The 16,869-nt window shown below is 72.5% G+C and carries 16 protein-coding genes; 9 read left to right on the forward strand and 7 right to left on the reverse strand.

The annotated features are described in order from the left end of the window. Window positions 1-15: 15 nt before the first annotated feature. Window positions 16-1,029 (reverse strand): LLM class flavin-dependent oxidoreductase, encoded by a 1,014-nt coding sequence (locus AB0E14_RS11725; protein ID WP_362415131.1) that lies wholly within the window; start codon window positions 1,027-1,029, stop codon window positions 16-18. An 80-nt stretch (window positions 1,030-1,109) separates the two neighbouring features. On the opposite strand from AB0E14_RS11725, the gene AB0E14_RS11730 reads away from it, so the two are divergent. Continuing rightward, entirely contained in the window at window positions 1,110-1,607 is a 498-nt protein-coding gene (locus tag AB0E14_RS11730) for a hypothetical protein (protein ID WP_362415133.1), read from the forward strand. 119 nt (window positions 1,608-1,726) lie between these two features. On the opposite strand, the gene AB0E14_RS11735 is transcribed toward AB0E14_RS11730, so the two are convergent. Both AB0E14_RS11735 and AB0E14_RS11740 read right to left on the reverse strand, forming a co-directional pair. Beyond that, window positions 1,727-1,942 (reverse strand): dodecin, encoded by a 216-nt coding sequence (locus AB0E14_RS11735; RefSeq protein ID WP_362415135.1) that lies wholly within the window; start codon window positions 1,940-1,942, stop codon window positions 1,727-1,729. 104 nt (window positions 1,943-2,046) lie between these two features. Beyond that, complete coding sequence (locus AB0E14_RS11740; RefSeq protein ID WP_362415137.1) at window positions 2,047-2,814, reverse strand: GntR family transcriptional regulator; 768 nt, start codon at window positions 2,812-2,814, stop codon at window positions 2,047-2,049. Between the two features lie 235 nt (window positions 2,815-3,049). On the opposite strand from AB0E14_RS11740, the gene AB0E14_RS11745 reads away from it, so the two are divergent. The 8 genes from AB0E14_RS11745 (at window position 3,050) to AB0E14_RS11780 (ending at window position 12,538) form a co-directional block, all read left to right on the forward strand. Then, window positions 3,050-4,306 (forward strand): extracellular solute-binding protein, encoded by a 1,257-nt coding sequence (locus AB0E14_RS11745; protein ID WP_362415139.1) that lies wholly within the window; start codon window positions 3,050-3,052, stop codon window positions 4,304-4,306. Further along, the gene (locus AB0E14_RS11750; protein ID WP_362415141.1) at window positions 4,303-5,202 is read left to right on the forward strand and encodes a sugar ABC transporter permease; all 900 of its coding nucleotides are present in this window, start codon (window positions 4,303-4,305) and stop codon (window positions 5,200-5,202) included. Before AB0E14_RS11745 ends, AB0E14_RS11750 begins: the two co-directional genes overlap by 4 nt. Next, entirely contained in the window at window positions 5,199-6,032 is an 834-nt protein-coding gene (locus AB0E14_RS11755) for a carbohydrate ABC transporter permease (protein WP_362415143.1), read from the forward strand. Before AB0E14_RS11750 ends, AB0E14_RS11755 begins: the two co-directional genes overlap by 4 nt. Before the next feature lie 9 nt (window positions 6,033-6,041). Continuing rightward, the gene (locus tag AB0E14_RS11760) at window positions 6,042-7,553 is read left to right on the forward strand and encodes a beta-N-acetylhexosaminidase (RefSeq protein ID WP_362415145.1); all 1,512 of its coding nucleotides are present in this window, start codon (window positions 6,042-6,044) and stop codon (window positions 7,551-7,553) included. Next, window positions 7,550-8,980 carry a cellulose binding domain-containing protein gene (locus tag AB0E14_RS11765; RefSeq protein WP_362415147.1) on the forward strand — a complete coding sequence of 477 codons (1,431 nt, stop codon included), beginning with the start codon at window positions 7,550-7,552 and terminating at the stop codon, window positions 8,978-8,980. The genes AB0E14_RS11760 and AB0E14_RS11765 overlap by 4 nt, the downstream gene beginning before the upstream one ends. A gap of 240 nt (window positions 8,981-9,220) precedes the next feature. Next, on the forward strand, window positions 9,221-10,471 hold the full coding sequence (locus AB0E14_RS11770) for an extracellular solute-binding protein (RefSeq protein ID WP_362415149.1): 1,251 nt from the start codon (window positions 9,221-9,223) through the stop codon (window positions 10,469-10,471). A gap of 313 nt (window positions 10,472-10,784) precedes the next feature. Continuing rightward, on the forward strand, window positions 10,785-11,663 hold the full coding sequence (locus AB0E14_RS11775) for a GNAT family N-acyltransferase (RefSeq protein ID WP_362415151.1): 879 nt from the start codon (window positions 10,785-10,787) through the stop codon (window positions 11,661-11,663). Between the two features lie 89 nt (window positions 11,664-11,752). Then, window positions 11,753-12,538, forward strand: coding sequence for a lysophospholipid acyltransferase family protein (locus tag AB0E14_RS11780; protein WP_362415153.1), 786 nt, complete (start codon window positions 11,753-11,755; stop codon window positions 12,536-12,538). Here the strand turns inward: AB0E14_RS11780 and egtD are convergent. From egtD to egtA, 4 genes are read right to left on the reverse strand one after another with little or no spacing between them, the layout of a single operon-like run. Next, a complete protein-coding gene (gene egtD, locus AB0E14_RS11785) occupies window positions 12,433-13,398 on the reverse strand; it encodes an L-histidine N(alpha)-methyltransferase (RefSeq protein WP_362415155.1) in 966 nt (321 codons plus the stop codon). The two genes, AB0E14_RS11780 and egtD, sit on opposite strands and share 106 nt — an antisense overlap. Continuing rightward, complete coding sequence (gene egtC / locus AB0E14_RS11790; RefSeq protein ID WP_362415157.1) at window positions 13,395-14,162, reverse strand: ergothioneine biosynthesis protein EgtC; 768 nt, start codon at window positions 14,160-14,162, stop codon at window positions 13,395-13,397. Before egtC ends, egtD begins: the two co-directional genes overlap by 4 nt. Next, the gene (egtB, locus tag AB0E14_RS11795) at window positions 14,162-15,478 is read right to left on the reverse strand and encodes an ergothioneine biosynthesis protein EgtB (protein WP_362415159.1); all 1,317 of its coding nucleotides are present in this window, start codon (window positions 15,476-15,478) and stop codon (window positions 14,162-14,164) included. Before egtB ends, egtC begins: the two co-directional genes overlap by 1 nt. Next, a complete protein-coding gene (egtA, locus tag AB0E14_RS11800) occupies window positions 15,475-16,734 on the reverse strand; it encodes an ergothioneine biosynthesis glutamate--cysteine ligase EgtA (RefSeq protein ID WP_362415161.1) in 1,260 nt (419 codons plus the stop codon). The genes egtB and egtA overlap by 4 nt, the downstream gene beginning before the upstream one ends. Between the last annotated feature and the right edge of the window lie 135 nt (window positions 16,735-16,869).

A 16,869-nucleotide genomic window follows, 5' to 3' on the forward strand; every position in this document is an offset into this window, starting at 1 on the left:
AAGCGTTTTGCCTGGTCAGGCTGGTGTGAGGCCCGCCGTACGGGCGAGTCGGCGGTACGAGTCGAGCAGCGCCGCGCGGTCGTACGTACTGGTCGTCACCAGCACCTCCTGCGCGCCGCTCTCCTTCGCCACCCGCTCCAGGGCCTCACCGACCTGCTCCTCCGTGCCGTACAGATGCCCCTGGAGGCCCGAATCGAAGAACTCGCGCTGCTTGTCGGTCATGGCGAGCCGCCGGACCCGGTCGGCGGGTGCGAGCGCGGGGAAGACACCCCGCGTACGGGAGTACGCCAGCGACCACGCCTCGGGGACGAGCAGCTCCCGCGCCTCCTCGTCGGTGGCGGCGACCGCGACGGTGCCCGAGATCACGACGTACGGCTCCACGGACCACGGCGACGGCCGGAAGGCGGACCGGTAGTCGTCGATCGCGCGCAGCATCCGCTCCCGGCCGCGCAGGTCCCCGATCACCAGCGGCAGCCCGGTCCGGGCCGCGATCTGCGCGCCCTCGCCGGTGGCCAGCACGTACGGCGGGACCCGCAGGCCCTCGGCCGGGCGCGCGTGCACCTGCGGATGGGCGGTCTGGGTTCCCGTGAACCAGCCGAGCAGTTCGTCCAGCTGCTCGGCGAACCGCTCGGCGTCGTCCTTGTCCCGGCCGAGCGCCCGGCGGATGCCGTCGGTGAAGCCGACCGAGCGGCCCAGACCCATGTCGATCCGGCCGGGGAACAGCGACTCGAGGACGCCGAACTGCTCCGCGACCACCATCGGCTGGTGGTTCGGGAGCATCACCCCGCCGGTCCCGACCCGGATGGCCGAGGTCGCCGCGGCGACGGCGGCGGCCAGGACGGTCGGCGCCGAACCGGCCACGCCGGGCACGCTGTGGTGCTCCGAGACCCAGAAGCGGTGGTAGCCGAGCGCTTCCACCTCCCGTGCCAGGTCCACGGTCGCGCGCAGAGCGGCGGAGCCCTCCTCGCCCTCCCGGGTCCGGGAGCGGTCGAGCACGGAGAGACGTATGCCGTCGGCGGAAAGAGTCACATGGGGTTCAACGCCCCAGGTCGCCGAGGATTCCCTGCGCGGGGGACGGGGCACGGTCCGGAATTGCCTAGGCTGACCGGGTGACCCGTACCAGCAGTGCCGACAGGCCCCTCGCCGTCTTCGACCTCGACAACACCCTCGCCTCCACGGCGCACCGGCAGCGCTTCCTGGAGCGCAAGCCACGCGACTGGGCGGCGTTCTTCGCGGCGGCGCCCCAGGACCCGCCGCTCGCGGAGGGTGTCGCCCTGAGCCTGGAGGCCGCCGAGGAGTGCGAGACCGTGTACCTGACGGGCCGGCCCGAGCGCTGCCGCCGGGACACCGTCGCGTGGCTCGCCGCGCACGGGCTTCCCGAGGGCGCTCTGCACATGCGGCGCGACCGGGACTTCCGGCCCGCGCGCGTGACGAAGCTGGAGATCCTGCGCCGCCTCGGCCGCGACCGCGAGATCCGGATGCTCGTGGACGACGACGAGCTGGTCTGCGACGCGGCCGAGGCGGCGGGCTTCACCGTCGTACGGGCCCGCTGGGCGACGGCCTCGGAGGCGCTCAGGGACGCCCAGGAGAAGGAGGGCAGGGCCTGAGCCGGCCGTCGGGAGGGGGAGGGCGGGGGGGAGGGGCCGGAACCGACCGGCCCGCCCGTCGTCCCGGTCATCACCGGCCCGCCCGTCGTCCCGGTCGTCGACCGGCCCGTCCTGCCGTCTCAGTCGCCGTCCTCCAGCCGGAAGCCGACCTTCAGACCGACCTGGTAGTGCGCGATCGCGCCGTCGACCAGGTGGCCCCGGACCTGCGTCACCTCGAACCAGTCGAGGCCCCGGAGCTTCTGCGAGGCCCGCTCGATGCCGTTGCGGATGGCCTGGTCCACGCTCTCCGTGGACGTGCCGACGATCTCGGTGACGCGGTAGGTGTGGTTCGACATGGGGGCCGGATTCCTCTCCGTGGGGGTCATTCCACGGTGCCCCACCACGCCCGGGTCCGCGACACGTCGAGCCTCTCGGTCCCGGCCGGACACCGCGCGCCCGCTCAGTAGGCGTCCCCCTCCGTCGAGGAGGTCACGACGCCGTCCTGGGTGAAGTCGAGCCGCGAGACGATCCGGTACCGGTCGCCCCGGTACACCGAGTGGACGTACTCCACCGGCCGGCCCGAGGTGTCCAGGGTGAGGCGCTCGATGAGGAGCGCGGGCGAGAGCACGGGGATGTCGAGCAGCTCCGCCTCGTCCTCGCTCACGACCGTCGGTTCGATGGACTGCGTGGCCTCCCGGACGTGGATCCGGTGGTGGTCGCGCAGGTGCTCGTAGAGGTCGCCCGCCTCCAGCTCCTCGGTGGTGAGCGTCGAGGACAGCAGGTCCGCCGGGATGTGGAGGTGCTCGATGGCCATCGGGGAGCCGTCGACGAGCCGCAGCCGGGCGATGTAGAGCAGTTCGGCGGCCGGCGAGATCCGGAGCTTCCGTCCGATCCGCGCCCCGGCCGCCGTCCTGGTGCACTCCAGGACCCGGCTCGACCAGGTGCCGGAGGCCCGCGGGACCGTGAACGCGGAGTCGAGCGGCATGAGTTGCTGGGTGATCTTGGCGGGAGCGACGAACGTGCCACGGCCCTGCTCCCGTACGAGCGCACCCGTCGCGACGAGTTCGTCGACCGCGGCGCGCAGCGTGGGGCGCGAGACGCCGAGGTCGGTGCAGAGCGTGCGCTCCGACGGGATCGGGACCCCGGGGCCGCGGGCCTCGATCAGGCCGAGCAGATGCTCCCGTACCCGCTCCCGCTTCAGCACCCCGCCCGAGGGGCTGTCCTTCATGTGCTCTCCCTGGCTCCCCTGACTGGTCAACTGGTCAACTGGTCAACTGGTAAAGCTCCACCCTGGCCCACCATCCTAGCCACGGTTCGGGCTCCGTGCGCTCCGTGTGCACCCGGCACTTCCGTGAACAGCGCATATTTTTGCGGGGGTTGACGGCCGGATTGGTCCATGCCACCTTCTGGGCACGCAGCTGACCACCTGACCAATTGGTCAATCCTTCTCCTTCGAGGTGCCCGTGAAGATCAGCTCCCTCGCCGCCCCCGTCGCCCTCGCGACCGCCCTCGCCGTCTCCGTCACGGCCTGCGGCTCGACGGACGACCCGAAGGCCGGCGCGTCCGGCAAGGTGACCGTCTGGATCATGAAGGACAGCGTCACCGACGACTTCCTCACCCGCTTCCGCACCGACTTCGACGCGACGCACCAGGGCACCACCCTCGACATCCAGATCCAGGAGTGGGACGGCATCGGCGAGAAGGTCACGGCTGCCCTGGCCAGCAACGACGCCCCCGACGTCATCGAGGTCGGCAACACCCAGATCGCCCAGTACGCGGCGAGCGGAGGCGTGCGCGACCTCAGCGACAAGGTCGCCGACCTGAACGGCGCCGACTGGCTGCCCGGACTCGCCGAGCCCGGCAGGATCGACGGCAAGCAGTACGGCATCCCCTGGTACGCCGCCAACCGGGTGGTCATCTACCACAAGGACCTCTTCGCCCAGGCCGGCATCACCGCTCCGCCCAAGACCCGCGCCGAGTGGCTCACCGTCACCGCGAAGCTCAACAAGGGCTCGACGCAGGGCATCTACCTGCCCGGGCAGAACTGGTACGCCCTCGCCGGCTTCATCTGGGAGGACGGTGGCGACCTCGCCGTACGCGACGGCGACACGTGGAAGGGCGCGCTCGACACCCCGCAGGCCCTCGCGGGCATGGACTTCTACCGGCAGCTCCAGGCGCTCGGCAAGGGGCCCAAGGACTCCGACGAGGCCAAGCCCCCGCAGGCCGACGTCTTCGCCAAGGGGGACGTCGCCCAGATCATCGCCGTGCCCGGCGGCGCGAAGATCGTCGAGGAGGCCAACCCCGCGCTCAAGGGCAAGCTGGGCTTCTTCCCGATCCCCGGTACGACCGCGGACAAGCCCGGCGCCGTGTTCACCGGCGGCTCCGACCTGATCGTCCCCGAGGCCTCCGCCCACCCCGACGCCGCGTACGAGGTCGTCAAGGCGCTCGCGGGGGAGAAGTGGCAGACGGAGATGGCGAAGGCGATGAGCTACGTCCCCAACCGCACCTCGCTCGCCCGCGTCATCCAGGACGACGAGGGCACCGCCGCCATGGCGGCGGGCGCTGCGCAGGGCCGGGCGACCCCCAACTCCCCGCAGTGGGCGGCTGTCGAGGCCACAAACCCGATCAAGCAGTACATGACGGCCGTGCTCACCGGCACCGACCCGGCGCGGGCCGCCAAGGACGCGTCGGAGAGCATCACCAAGACCCTCGGCTCGTGAGCGGGCGGCGCCGGGCCGCCCTCTGGCCCTACCTCCTCGTCGCGCCGACCGTCCTCGGCGGCGCCCTGCTCCTCGGCTACCCCCTCGTCCGCAACCTGCTGATCTCCCTCCAGCACTACGGCATGGGCGAACTCATCAGGGGCGGGGCGCCGTTCGTTGGGCTCGCCAACTACCGGACCGTCCTTGCGGACCCGGAGTTCTGGGAGGTCGTCCGGCGCACCTTCTGGTGGACCCTGATCAACGTCGTCCTGATCATGGTGCTCGGCACCCTCGTCGCGCTGATGATGCGGCGGCTCGGCCGGCGGATGCGGATCGTGGTGACGAGCGGGCTCGTCCTGGCCTGGGCCAGCCCGGTCATCGCCACCACCACCGTCTTCCAATGGCTCTTCGCCTCCCGGCTCGGCGTCGTCAACTGGGTGCTCGTACGCCTCGGGTTCAGCTCCTACGAGGGCTACTCCTGGCTCGCCGACGGCACCGCCGCCTTCACCGTCCTCGTCCTGCTCGTGGTCTGGCAGTCGGTGCCCTTCGCGGCGATCACCCTGCATGCGGCCCTGATGACCGTCCCCGAGGAGCTGTACGAGTCGGCCCGGCTCGACGGCGCCGGGGCGGGGCGGATCTTCCGCTCCATCACCCTGCCCCTGCTCCGGCCGATCTTCGGTCTGGTCCTCTGCCTCGAAGTGATCTGGGTCTTCCGCTGCTTCGCCCAGATCTGGGCCGTCACCCGCGGCGGTCCCGGCGACGCGACGACCACGCTGCCCGTCTACGCGTACCGGGTGGCCCAGTCCCTGCACCGCTACGACCTCGGCTCGGCCGTCTCGACGCTGACCGTGCTCCTCCTGGTCGCCGTGCTGATCGCCTACTTCCGCCAGCTGTTCCGCCAGGAGGCCGACCGGTGACCCCCCGCGCCCTGCGCCGCGTTCCCCTGAACACGGCCGCGTCGATCGTCTTCGTCCTCGCCGTCTTCCCCGTCTACTGGATGGTCCTGACGGCCTTCAAACCCACCCCCGACATCCAGGCGGAGACCCCGGTCTTCCTGCCCACCTCCCTCACCCTGGAGCACTTCGCGCACGCGGTCGAGGCGGACGGCTTCTGGCTCTTCTGGCGCAACAGCCTGCTCGTCACCGCCGGCTGCGTCCTGCTGGCGCTGGTCGTGGCGCTCGGCGCGGCCTTCGCCGTCGCCCGGATGCGCTGGCGCGGCCGACGCGGTTTCGTGCTGATGGTCTTCGTGGCCCAAGTGGCGCCCTGGGAAGCGCTGTTGATTCCGATGTACGTCATCGCCCGGGACGCCGACCTGCTCGACCGGCTGGTCACCCTGACGCTGATCTACTTCATGGTCACCCTGCCCTTCACCATCGTGACCCTGCGGTCCTTCCTCGCCGCAGTCCCCGCCGAACTGGAGGAGGCCGCGCAGGTCGACGGCTGCACCCGCGCCGAGGCGTTCCGCCGGGTGACGCTGCCGCTGCTCGCGCCCGGACTGCTGGCCACCTCGCTCTTCGGATTCATCACCGCCTGGAACGAGTTCGCCTTCGCCAACATGCTCATCATCAAGAACCAGGACGACCGGACCCTGCCGGTCTGGCTCTCCTCCTTCTCCAATGTCTTCGGCACCGACTGGGGCGCCACCATGGCCGCCTCCACCCTCTTCGCCCTGCCCGTCCTCGTCCTCTTCCTGGTCCTCCAGGGCCGGGTCGCCGCCGGGATGACCGGCGGAGCCGTGAAGGGATAGCGAGCCACCATGCGCCCCCACTCCACCCCCTCGCTCGTGCCCGAGCCCACCCAACTCACCTCACTGTCCGGCAGTTTCACCTTCGACGAGACCACCGCGCTCAAGGTCGGCCCCGGCGCCCGCGGAGCGGCCGGACTGCTGCGGACCCTCCTGCGGCCCGCCACCGGGCTGCCGCTGCCCGAGCGCTCCGACGGGTCCGTCGTCCTCGCGGTCGACCCGGCCCTCACCGGCCTCGGCGAGGAGGGGTACGGCCTCACCGTCGGCGCGCGGGCGGTGCTGTTACGGGCCGCCACCCCGCGCGGCCTGCTCGCCGGCGTGCAGACGCTCCGTCAACTCCTGCCCGTCGACGCCCTCCTCGACCACCCGGTCACCGGAGTCGAGTGGACCGTGCCCTGCGTCCAGATCACCGACGTGCCCCGGTTCTCCTGGCGCGGCACGATGCTCGACGTCTCCCGCACGTTCCGGTCCGCCGACTTCCTGCACCGGTACGTCGACCTGCTGGCCCTCCACAAGCTCAACGTCCTCCACCTCCATCTCACCGACGACCAGGGCTGGCGCATGCCGGTCGCCGCCCGCCCCCGGCTCACCGAGGTCGGCGGCCATCCGCACGGCGGCGCCTACACCCGTACCGAACTCGCCGCCCTCGTACGGCACGCGGCCGAACGCGGCATCACCGTCGTGCCCGAGATCGAGATGCCCGGCCACGTCAGGGCCGCCCTCGCCGCCTACCCCTCGCTCGGCAACCGGCCGGACCGCGCCCTGCGCGTCTGGGACCGCTGGGGCGTCTGCGACACGGTCCTCGGAGTGCACGACGAGGTCCTGGACTTCTGCCGGGACGTCCTCGACGAGGTGATGGACGTCTTCCCCTCGCCGTACGTCCACATCGGCGGCGAGGAGTGCCCCACCACCGAGTGGCACGCCTCGCCCGCCGCCCTCCGGCGCGTCGCCGACGAGGGACTCGACGGGCCCGACGCCCTGCACGGCTGGTTCATGGAGCGGATCGGCGGCCATCTCCGCGACGCCGGCCGCCACCCGCTCGGCTGGACCGAGACCGGCGCCGACCTGCCCGCGTACTTCACCGTGATGCCCTGGCGCGACTCCGCCCACGGCCGCACCGCCGCCCGCCGGGGCCACCGCGTCGTCATGGCACCGCACCGCTCGACCTACCTCGACTACCCCCAGTCGGCGAGCCCCGACGAGCCGCCCGGCCAGCCCGGCGCCGTCGTGGACCTGCGCACCGTGCTCGCCAACGACCCCGCGCCCGCCCACTGGAGCCCGGAGGAGAGCGCACAGGTCCTCGGCACGCAGGCCCAGCTGTGGACGGAGTACGTCCCCACCGGCGCCCACGCCGAGTACCTGGCCTTCCCCCGGCTCTGCGCCCTCGCCGAGACCGCCTGGACCGGCCGCCGTGACTGGCCCGGCTTCCAGGCGCGGCTGCACCACCACCGGACCCGGCTCGACACCCTCCGGGTGCCGCGCCGCCTTTCCCCCACCTCCGTCCAAGGAGAGGAATCCTCATGAGCACCCGAACGCGTACCCGACAGACGCGGCTGCGGATCCGCGCCGCGCTCGCCGTCGCCGGCGTGACAGGTCTCGGCGCCACCGCCCTGACCGCGCTGCCGGCCGCCGCTGCCGGCGAGGCCGTGACCGTCCAGTACCGGCAGAGCGCCACCGGGAGCGACCAGGTCGAGCCGTGGTTCAAGGTCGTCAACTCCGGTACGGCGAGCGTCCCGTTGAGCCAGGTGAAGCTGCGGTACTACTTCAAGGCCGACGCGGGAGCCTCGTACACCTACGCCTGCTCCTGGGCGGTGAAGGGCTGCGCGAACCTCACGGGGACCTTCGGCACCCTCGCCCCCCCCACCGCCACCGCCGACCGCTATCTGGAGGTCGGCTTCACCGCGGGCGCCGGCAGCCTCGCCCCCGGCGCCGACACCGGCGACATGCAACTCCGCTTCCACCGCTCCAACTGGCAGCCGCTGAACCAGAGCGACGACTACTCCTTCGGCCCGACGCAGACGACGTACGCGAACTGGAGCAAGGTCACCGCCACCGTCGGCGGCGTCCAGGTCTGGGGCACGGCGCCCGAGGGCAACGAGCCGACGCCGACGCCCACCGACCCGACCACCCCGCCGCCCACCGGCGGGCCCGCGCTCTTCGACGACTTCGACTACACGGGCCACACCGACCCGGCGATCGCCGCGCACGGCTGGAGCGTACGGTCCAACTCCGGCGGCCCGGGCGTGCCCGGCGCCGCCTGGGCGCCCGAGAACGTGACCTTCGCGAAGGAGGGGACCGACTCGATCATGAACCTGCGGACCTCGACGGCCGGCACGGCCGAGTCCACCCGGCAGACCGAGATCCTCACCCGGTCCATGAAGTTCAAGAACGGCACGTACGCGGCCCGGGTCCGCTTCTCCGACGCCCCGCTCTCCGGACCGGACGGCGACCGGCTCGTGCAGACCTTCTTCACCATCAACGACCTCAAGGCGCCGATGGCGGACGACTACGCCGAGTACGACTTCGAGTACCTGCCCAACGGCGGCTGGGGCGAGCCCGCGAACATCCTCTACACCACCTCGTGGGAGACCTACCGGCCCGACCCGTGGGAGGCCGTCAACCAGCACTCCGAGGTCCGGGCGAGCTACGCGGGCTGGCACGACCTCGTCCTGACGATCGACGACAGCACGATCGTCTACTACGTCGACGGCCAGGAGTTCGGCCGGCACGACGCCCGCTATCTGCCCGAACGCCCGATGTCCATCAACTTCAACCAGTGGCTCATCGACCTCCAGGGGCAGACCTCCACCACGCCCCGGTCCTACGACCAGAAGGTCGACTACGTCCTGCACGTGAAGGACCAGGTCCTGACCCCGGCGCAGGTGGCCGCCAAGGTGGCGGCGTACCGGACGGCGGGCACGGCCTTCGAGGACTCCGTGCCGGCCGTCTGACGTGACCGGCCGTCCGACGTCACCAGCTGTCCGACGTCACCGGCCGCTGTGCACTACCCCCGGTAACGGGCGGGCGCCTCGCGTGCGCCTGCCCGGAACCGGGGCGTCCGGGGCTTGACCGCTCCGTTGGTCCAGACCAGAATCCAACCCACACACCCGCACGAACACGCCGTTCGGTCCCCCCACGACGGGTCAGCTCCCCAACCGCAGTCCCTCCATGGGACGCAGAAGGTGACCTACGTGAAGAACCGACACCTGGTCTGTCCGCTGGCGGCCGCGACCGCCCTCGCCCTCGCAGGCTGCGGGCTCCTCCCCGGCTCCGGCGACGCGACCCGCACGGTCAACGTCTGGCTCATGCGCGACAGCGTCAGCGAGGACTTCCTGCAGCGCTTCACCGCCGACTACGAGGCCCAGCACGAGGGCGTCGAGCTGAAGTTCACCTTCCAGGAGTGGACGGGCATCGGCAAGAAGGTCACCGAGGCCATCCGCGGCGAGGGCGGCCCCGACGTCATCGAGGTCGGCAACACCCAGGTCGCCCAGTACGCGGACACCGACAAGCTCTACGACCTGACCCTGGAGTCCGTGCGCGACCTCGGCAGCTCCGACTGGCTGCCCGGTCTCGCCGAACCCGGCCGCATCGGCGGATCGCAGTACGGCATCCCCTGGTACGCCGCCAACCGCGTGGTGATCTACCACAAGGACCTCTTCGCGCAGGCCGGCCTCACCAAGCCGCCCGCCACCCGGGCCCAGTGGCTCGACGACACCGAGAAGCTCAACCGCAACGGCTCCCAGGGCATCTACCTGGCCGGGCAGGACTGGTACACGCTCGCCGGGTTCATCTGGGACGAGGGCGGCGAGCTGGCCGTGGACAAGGGCGGCGACTGGACCGGCGCCCTGGACAGCCCCGCCGCGCTGCGCGGCATGGACTTCTACAAGGAACTGCAGTCGCTCGGCTCAGGACCCAAGAACGCCGACGAGCAGACACCGCCCCAGGCCGAGGTGTTCGCCAAGGGCGACGTCGCCCAGATCATCGCCACCCCGAGCGCCGTCGCGGCCATCACCAAGGCCGACCCCGAGCTCGAGGACAAGCTGGGCTTCTTCCCGATACCCGGCAAGAAGGCCGGTCAGCCCTGCGCCGTCTTCACCGGTGGCTCCGACCTGATCGTCCCGGAGAACGCGCCCGAGCGGAACGCCGCGATCGAGGTCGTCAAGGCGCTGGCCGGCGAGAAGTGGCAGACGGAGCTCGCCCGCGCCATGAACTACGTCCCCAACAAGACCTCCCTCGCCTCGGTCGTCGAGGGCCAGGAGGCCACCGCCGTCATGGCCGTCGGCGCCGCGCGCGGCAAGGCCACGCCCAACTCCCCGCAGTGGGCCGACGTCGAGGCCGCCAACCCGATCAAGCCCTACATGACGGCCGTGCTCCAGGGCGAGGACCCGAAGAAGGCGGCGGAGGCGGCCTCGACCCGGATCACCCAGGCCCTGGCGGAGTAGCGGGGGAGCCGAGGCAGCGGGGGCAGGGGCCGGGGAGCCGGGGCGGCGCGGCGGGTGACCCGGGGCAGAGGGGCCGGGGCGGGGAACCCGAGCAGCGGGGGAGCGCCGGGAACGGGGCAGGTCGCGCGGGGTCCGCCGAACGGACGCGGCAGGCCGTACGGGGTCCGCAGACCAGCATTCAGCGCCTACACACCCGCGATCCCCCGAACGGTCATGTCGAATCCAATCGGCCACGGAAGAAGTAAGGAGACGGACCACCGCTCACCCGGTCCGGCCCCCACCGTCCCCCTTCCGTACGCCGGAGGAGCCCGACATGCCCGCACCGTCCCCCGCAGCCGCTGTCGCACCCGCTGTCCCCGTCCCCGCCGGTGTCCCCCTCATGAGCGCCCCGCTGACGGGCGCCCCGCTCACGGGCGTCCCGGCGCAGCCCCAGCCCGCCGCCGGGGACCGGCCCGCCGAGGAGCCCCGCTACGTCGTCTGCCTCGCCCGCGACCAGGAAGACGTCCGCGCCGCCCAGCGCCTGCGCCACCAGGTCTTCGCCGGTGAGATGGGCGCCCACCTCGACGGACCCGAGCCGGGCCTCGACATCGACGCCTTCGACGCGTACTGCGACCACCTGCTCGTCTGCGAGGAGACCACCGGCGAGGTCGTCGGCACCTACCGGGTGCTCCCGCCCGACCGCGCCCGGGTCGCCGGCCGCCTCTACTCCGAGAGCGAGTTCGACCTCGGCCGCCTCGGCCCCATCCGGGACGACCTCGTCGAGGTGGGCCGCTCCTGCGTCCACCCCGCGCACCGCAACGGCGCCGTCATCGCCCTGATCTGGGCCGGTCTCGCCCGCTACATGACCCGCACCGGCCACAACTGGCTCGCCGGGTGCTGCTCGATACCGCTGTCCGACGGCGGCACCCTCGCCGCCGCCACCTGGGACCGGGTCAAGGCCAAGCACCTCGCCCCCGAGGAGTACTGGGTCACCCCGCACAAGCTCTGGACCCCGGACGGGATCGCCCGCCCCGAGGGCCGCGTGGAGCTCCCGCCGCTGCTGCGCGGCTACATCCGGCTCGGGGCCTGGGTCTGCGGCGCGCCCGCCCACGACGTGGACTTCGGGGTCGCCGACCTCTACGTCCTGCTGTCGCTGCGCAACACCAACCCCCGCTACCTGAACCACTTCCTCTCCCTCGCCCCGGCGCAGTGACCACCGCCGGCCCCGTCTCCCCCTGGCTGCCGACGTCGCCGTGCGCACCCGACCCCTGCGCACGGCACTCAGGGCCGGTCGCAGGTTCCGTGCTCGCGGTGGTCCGGCTGGTCCTGGGCATGACCGCCGTCCTCGCCGGGGTGGTGCTCTCGCCCCTGGCGGTACCGCTGTCCTCCGCCGGCCGGCGGGCGCTCGTCCGGGTGTGGTGCCGGTTGGTCCTGCGGTCCTTCGGCGTCCGGGTCACGGTCACCGGGACGCCCGCCCCGGTGGACGCCCCACTCCTCATCGTCGCCAACCACATCTCCTGGCTGGACATCCCGCTCGTCGCCTCGGTCCTCCCCGGGCGCATGCTCGCCAAGCGGGAGGTCCGGCAGTGGCCGGTGCTCGGCCCGCTCGCCGCGCGGGGCGGCACGATCTTCATCGACCGGGACCGGCTGCGGGCCCTGCCCGAGACCGTCCGGACGATGGCGGCGGCCATGGCCGGCGGCGGCCGGGTGGTCGTCTTCCCCGAGGGGTCGACCTGGTGCGGCCGGGGCGGCGGCGCCTTCCGGCACGCGGCGTTCCAGGCCGCTCTCGACGCCTCCGTGCCGGTGCTTCCGGTACGGATCGAGTACCGGCCGGTCGGGCCCGCGGCCTTCGTCGGTGAGGACCCGCTGGGCGCCTCGCTCTGGCGGGTGGTGGCCGCGCGCGGACTCACCGCCGAGATTCGGATACTGGATCCGATATCCACGATCCAATATCCGAACCGTCGTGCGCTCGCCCGGGCGGCTCAGCGCGCGGTCGCCAGCGAAAGCGCGAACCGCCCTTCCCTGTCCGTCCACCAGCGCGTCAGCTCAAGCCCGGCCGCGGCGAGCTCCGCCCGCACACCCGCCTGACGGAACTTCGCCGACACCTCCGTCCGCATCTCCTCGCCCGCCTCGAACGGCACCACGAGATCCAGCTGCGGGATCTTCACGGTCAGTGCGTGACGCGCCCGCAGCCGCATCTCGATCCACTCCCGCTCCCGGTCCCAGAGCGCCACGTGCTCGAAGTCGTCCGGCTCGACGTCCGCGTCCAGCTCACGGGCGATGACGGCCAGCACGTTCTTGTTGAAGGCAGCCGTCACCCCGGCAGCGTCGTCGTACGCGGCGACCAGTGTCGCCTCGTCCTTCACCAGGTCCGTGCCGAGCAGCAGCGCGTCGCCCGGCGCCAGCATGGCCCGCACCGAGCGCAGGAACGTCTCACGCTCGACGGGCAGCAGATTGCCGATCGTGCCGCCGAGGAACGCCACAAGGCGCGGCCCCGGCGTCCCCGGCAGGGCGAGCCCCCGGGTGAAGTCGGCCACCAGGGCGTGGATGTGCAGCTGCGGCCGGTCCGCGATCAGCGCGTCGGCCGCGCCCTTGAGCGCCGACTCGCTCACGTCCACCGGCACATAACTGTCGAGCCCCGGCAGCAGGGCGTCGATCAGGAAACGGGTCTTCTCCGAGGAGCCCGAGCCCAGCTCGACCAGGGTCCGCGCCCCCGTCACCGCCGCGATCTCCGGCGCCCGCTCGATGAGGATCTCCCGCTCGGCGCGGGTCGGGTAGTACTCGGGGAGCCGGGTGATCTCCTCGAAGAGCTCACTGCCGCGCGCGTCGTAGAACCACTTCGGCGGCAGCTCCTTGGGCGTACGGGTCAGTCCCTGGAGCACGTCGGCGCGAAGGTCGGCCTCCGTGGCGTCCTCGGGAAGGGTGCGGGTCAGCTGGAACGGACTCACGAGGACGGCTCCTTGAGCGAGGTGAGGGTGACGTCGGTACGGGTGGCGGTCAGCAGGGTGCGGTCCGGCACCTCGTGCCAGCGCGGATCGTCGTCGTAGGGTTCGGAGGCCACGACCGTGTGGGCCGAGCCCGGGGGACCCGGCTCCGTCCGGTACCAGAGGGAGTCCCCCCAGGCGGTCGCCGCGATGGTGGCGCCGTCGGTGAGCAGCAGGTTCAGCCGGGATCCCGGGGCCGCCTCGGCGACCTCCGTCACGGTGTCCCCGAGCGCCCGGTCCAGACCGTCGCCCGCCCGCAGCCGGCGCAGCACCAGCGCCCACACCAGGGCCGAGTCGGTACGCGCCGCCAGGGAGAGCAGTTCCTCGGCCGGCAGCGTCGCCGCCACCGGGCCGAGGGAGCCCGGCCAGTTCCGCACCGACCCGTTGTGGCTGAACAGCCACGGCCCGGAGGCGAACGGGGCCGCCGCGGCCTCCCCGTCGGCCCCCGGCACCGTCGCGTCGCGCACGGCGGCGAGGAACGCCTCGGCGCGCACCACGCGCGCGAGGTCCATGAAGGCGGCATCGGCCCAGATCGGCACGGCCCGGCGGTAGCGCGCGGGTACCGGATCGTCCTCCGCGTACCAGCCGATCCCGAAGCCGTCCGCGTTGACCGTGCCGTGCCGCTGCCGGCGAGGCTCCCATGACTGCCGGTACAGCGCGTGCGGCGGCCGCGCGAGCAGCTCGCCGAGCGCCACCGAGGGCCCCAGATAGGCCAGGTGACGGCACATCAGGAAAGCTCCGCGTCACGCGCGGTGCGGAATCCGGAGAAGATCTGCCGGCGCACCGGCAGGTCCCAGTTGCGGAACGTGCCCCGGCAGGCCACGGAGTCCACCGCGAACGACCCACCGCGCAGCACCTTGTGCGCGGGCCCGAAGAAGACCTCCGAGTACTCCTTGTACGGGAAGGCCCGGAAGCCCGGGTACGGCAGGAAGTCGCTGGCCGTCCACTCCCACACGTCCCCGATCAACTGCCGTACCCCGAGCGGCGAGGCGCCCTCCGGGTAGCTGCCGGCCGGAGCGGGCCGCAGGTGCCGCTGGCCGAGGTTGGCGTGCTCGGGCGCGGGGTCCGCGTCACCCCACGGGTAGCGGCGCGAGCGTCCCGTCGCCGGGTCGTGCCGGGCCGCCTTCTCCCACTCGGCCTCCGTGGGCAGCCTGCGCCCTGCCCAGCGGGCGTAGGCGTCCGCCTCGTACCAGCTGACGTGGACCACCGGCTCGTCCTCGGGCACCGGCTCCGTCACACCGAACCGGCGCCGCGTCCACTGGCCGCCGTCCCGCCGCCAGAACAGCGGCGCGCCGATCTCGTGCCTGCGGATCTGTTCCCAGCCCTCCACCTGCCACCAGCGCTCGTCCGTGTAGCCCCCGTCGGCCACGAACGCCATGTACGCGCCGTTGGTGACCGGCACGGTGTCGATGAAGAACGACGGGACGACCCGGCTGTGCGCCGGGCGCTCGTTGTCCAGCGCCCACGCCTCGTCCGAGGTGCCCATCGTGAACGCGCCGCCGGGTACCAGGACTTCGGAGGGCAGCGGGCCGGTCTCCGTGGCGGGCGGCGGGGGAGAGGTCAGGGCCTGCGGACCCTTGCGCAGCTGATGGGTGATCAGCATCGTCTCGTCGTGCTGCTGTTCGTGCTGGGCGATCATTCCGAAGGCGAACGCCGCCTCCACCAGCGGCCGGCCCTCCAGCGGGGTCCGCTCCAGGACGTCCAGGACCCGTCCCCGTACGTCCGAGGCGTACGCGCGGGCCTCCGCGGGCGGCAGCAGCGGCAGCGTGGGACGGGAGGCGCGGGGATGCTCGAACGCGTCGTAGATCGAGTCGATCTCCGGGCGCAGCGCGTCACGCCCCGCGACGGCCCGCCACAGCCACTGCTCCTCCTGGTTGCCGATATGGGCCAGGTCCCACACCAGCGGCGACATCAACGGAGAGTGCTGTGCGGTGAGTTCGTCGTCCTCGACGCAGGAGGTGAGGAGCGCGGTGCGGGCCCGCGCGGTGGTGAGCGCGTCCAGCGCCCGCCGCCGCAGGACCGTCGGGTCGTCGGTCACGGTCATGACGCCATCTCCAGGAGATCGTCGGCGGGACAGCTGCCGGGCAGGACATAGCGCTCGTGGAAGGCGGCGACGGCGCCGACGACGGCCGGGCTCGCGCCGATCCGGGGCAGCGCTTCGAGCGCCGCCGGGAACGCCACCAGGGCCGCGGCGTGCAGTTCGGGGTCGGCGAGGCCCTCCCGGGCCGCGGCGAGCCAGAGCGGATTGCGCGGAGCCGCCGGCGAACCCGCCCGCTCCGCCAGGGGCTTGACCGCCCGGTAGACCGTCTCGGCCGCCTCCGGGTCATCGAAGAGCGCGGTGGTCACGGCCACCGGCACGACCCAGCCGTCGGTACCGGGCTGAGCGTCGATCATCCGCAGCTCCAGATGCCCGCGCGGCCGGACCGGCGGGAAGAGGGTCGTCATGTGATAGCGCAGATCGTCCTCGTCGGCGGGCCGGGGACGCCCGGTGCGCAGCCACTGCCGGAAGGTCAGCCCCTCCGGGACGTCCCACGGCGCGTCCTCGCCCCGTACGCACATCACCGGGGTGTCGAGGACGTGCGCGGCCCAGGCGTCGCGCGGCTCGCGCTCCGGATCGGGGGCGAGCGCCCGCGCCGGGTCGAGGTCGGTCCACAGGGCCTGCCGGGTCGAGCGCCAGCCGGTCCGGCGCCCCCCATGGAGGGGAGAATTGGCGAAGGCCGCCACCAGGACGGCGCCCAGCAGATGGGCGAGCTGCCACCGGCGGTGGTAGCCGAGCGGCCCCGGTTCCTCGTGACCGGCGTCCAGGCACACCTGCACGGAGGCCGAGTCGCGCATCATGGCCCGTCCGGCGGGACCCGTACGGTCCAGCGCGGTCTCCATCGCGTCGTAGCGGGGCTCGCGCAGGAGCCGCTCGCGCGGTGCGTTCCAGGGATCGACCCCGTAGCCGCTGAGAGAGAGCCCGAGGGGGGTGAGCGCGTCACGCACCGTGCGCAGATCGGCCGAGAGAGTGTCGACGCAGCTCATCAGGGAGTCGGCGGGAGGCGAGCTGAGCTCCAGCTGTCCGCCGGGTTCGAGGGTGAGCAGAGAGGCGAGGGGCAGGGACCGTACGGTGTCGAAGGCCGGCGCCAGGCGCTCGGCGGGGACGGGAAGCCGCGGATCGCGCAGCTCGTGGACGAGCCATTCCACCTCCACCCCGACGGTGCGGGGCGGGCCCGTCTTGAAGCAGATACATCGCAGCAGGTCCTCGGCCTCGTCCTCGTTGATGGCCGGACCGCTCCGCGGTATACCGCTCGGCGACATGTCGTCTCCTCCTGTTCCGGTCGGCGTGCGCACGGGTGTTCCGATAGGCGCTCCGAAGGGCGCTGATTCCACCTAAAGCCACCGCCGACGGGCGTGCAAGAGCGCCTCACCGGCCTCACGGTGAATATCCCGTTG

Origin of the sequence: Streptomyces sp. NPDC047981 (assembly GCF_040653315.1) — a bacterium.
Lineage (GTDB): Bacteria > Actinomycetota > Actinomycetes > Streptomycetales > Streptomycetaceae > Streptomyces.

Bases quoted from the DNA above. Each gene is read 5' to 3' on its own strand.
- AB0E14_RS11740 (WP_362415137.1), bottom strand. From the start codon at position 2,814: ATGAAGGACAGCCCCTCGGGCGGGGTGCTGAAGCGGGAGCGGGTACGG.
- egtA (WP_362415161.1), bottom strand. From the start codon at position 16,734: ATGTCGCCGAGCGGTATACCGCGGAGCGGTCCGGCCATCAACGAGGAC.
- AB0E14_RS11765 (WP_362415147.1), top strand. From the start codon at position 7,550: ATGAGCACCCGAACGCGTACCCGACAGACGCGGCTGCGGATCCGCGCC.
- egtB (WP_362415159.1), bottom strand. From the start codon at position 15,478: ATGACCGTGACCGACGACCCGACGGTCCTGCGGCGGCGGGCGCTGGAC.
- AB0E14_RS11775 (WP_362415151.1), top strand. From the start codon at position 10,785: ATGCCCGCACCGTCCCCCGCAGCCGCTGTCGCACCCGCTGTCCCCGTC.
- AB0E14_RS11735 (WP_362415135.1), bottom strand. From the start codon at position 1,942: ATGTCGAACCACACCTACCGCGTCACCGAGATCGTCGGCACGTCCACG.
- AB0E14_RS11760 (WP_362415145.1), top strand. From the start codon at position 6,042: ATGCGCCCCCACTCCACCCCCTCGCTCGTGCCCGAGCCCACCCAACTC.
- egtC (WP_362415157.1), bottom strand. From the start codon at position 14,162: ATGTGCCGTCACCTGGCCTATCTGGGGCCCTCGGTGGCGCTCGGCGAG.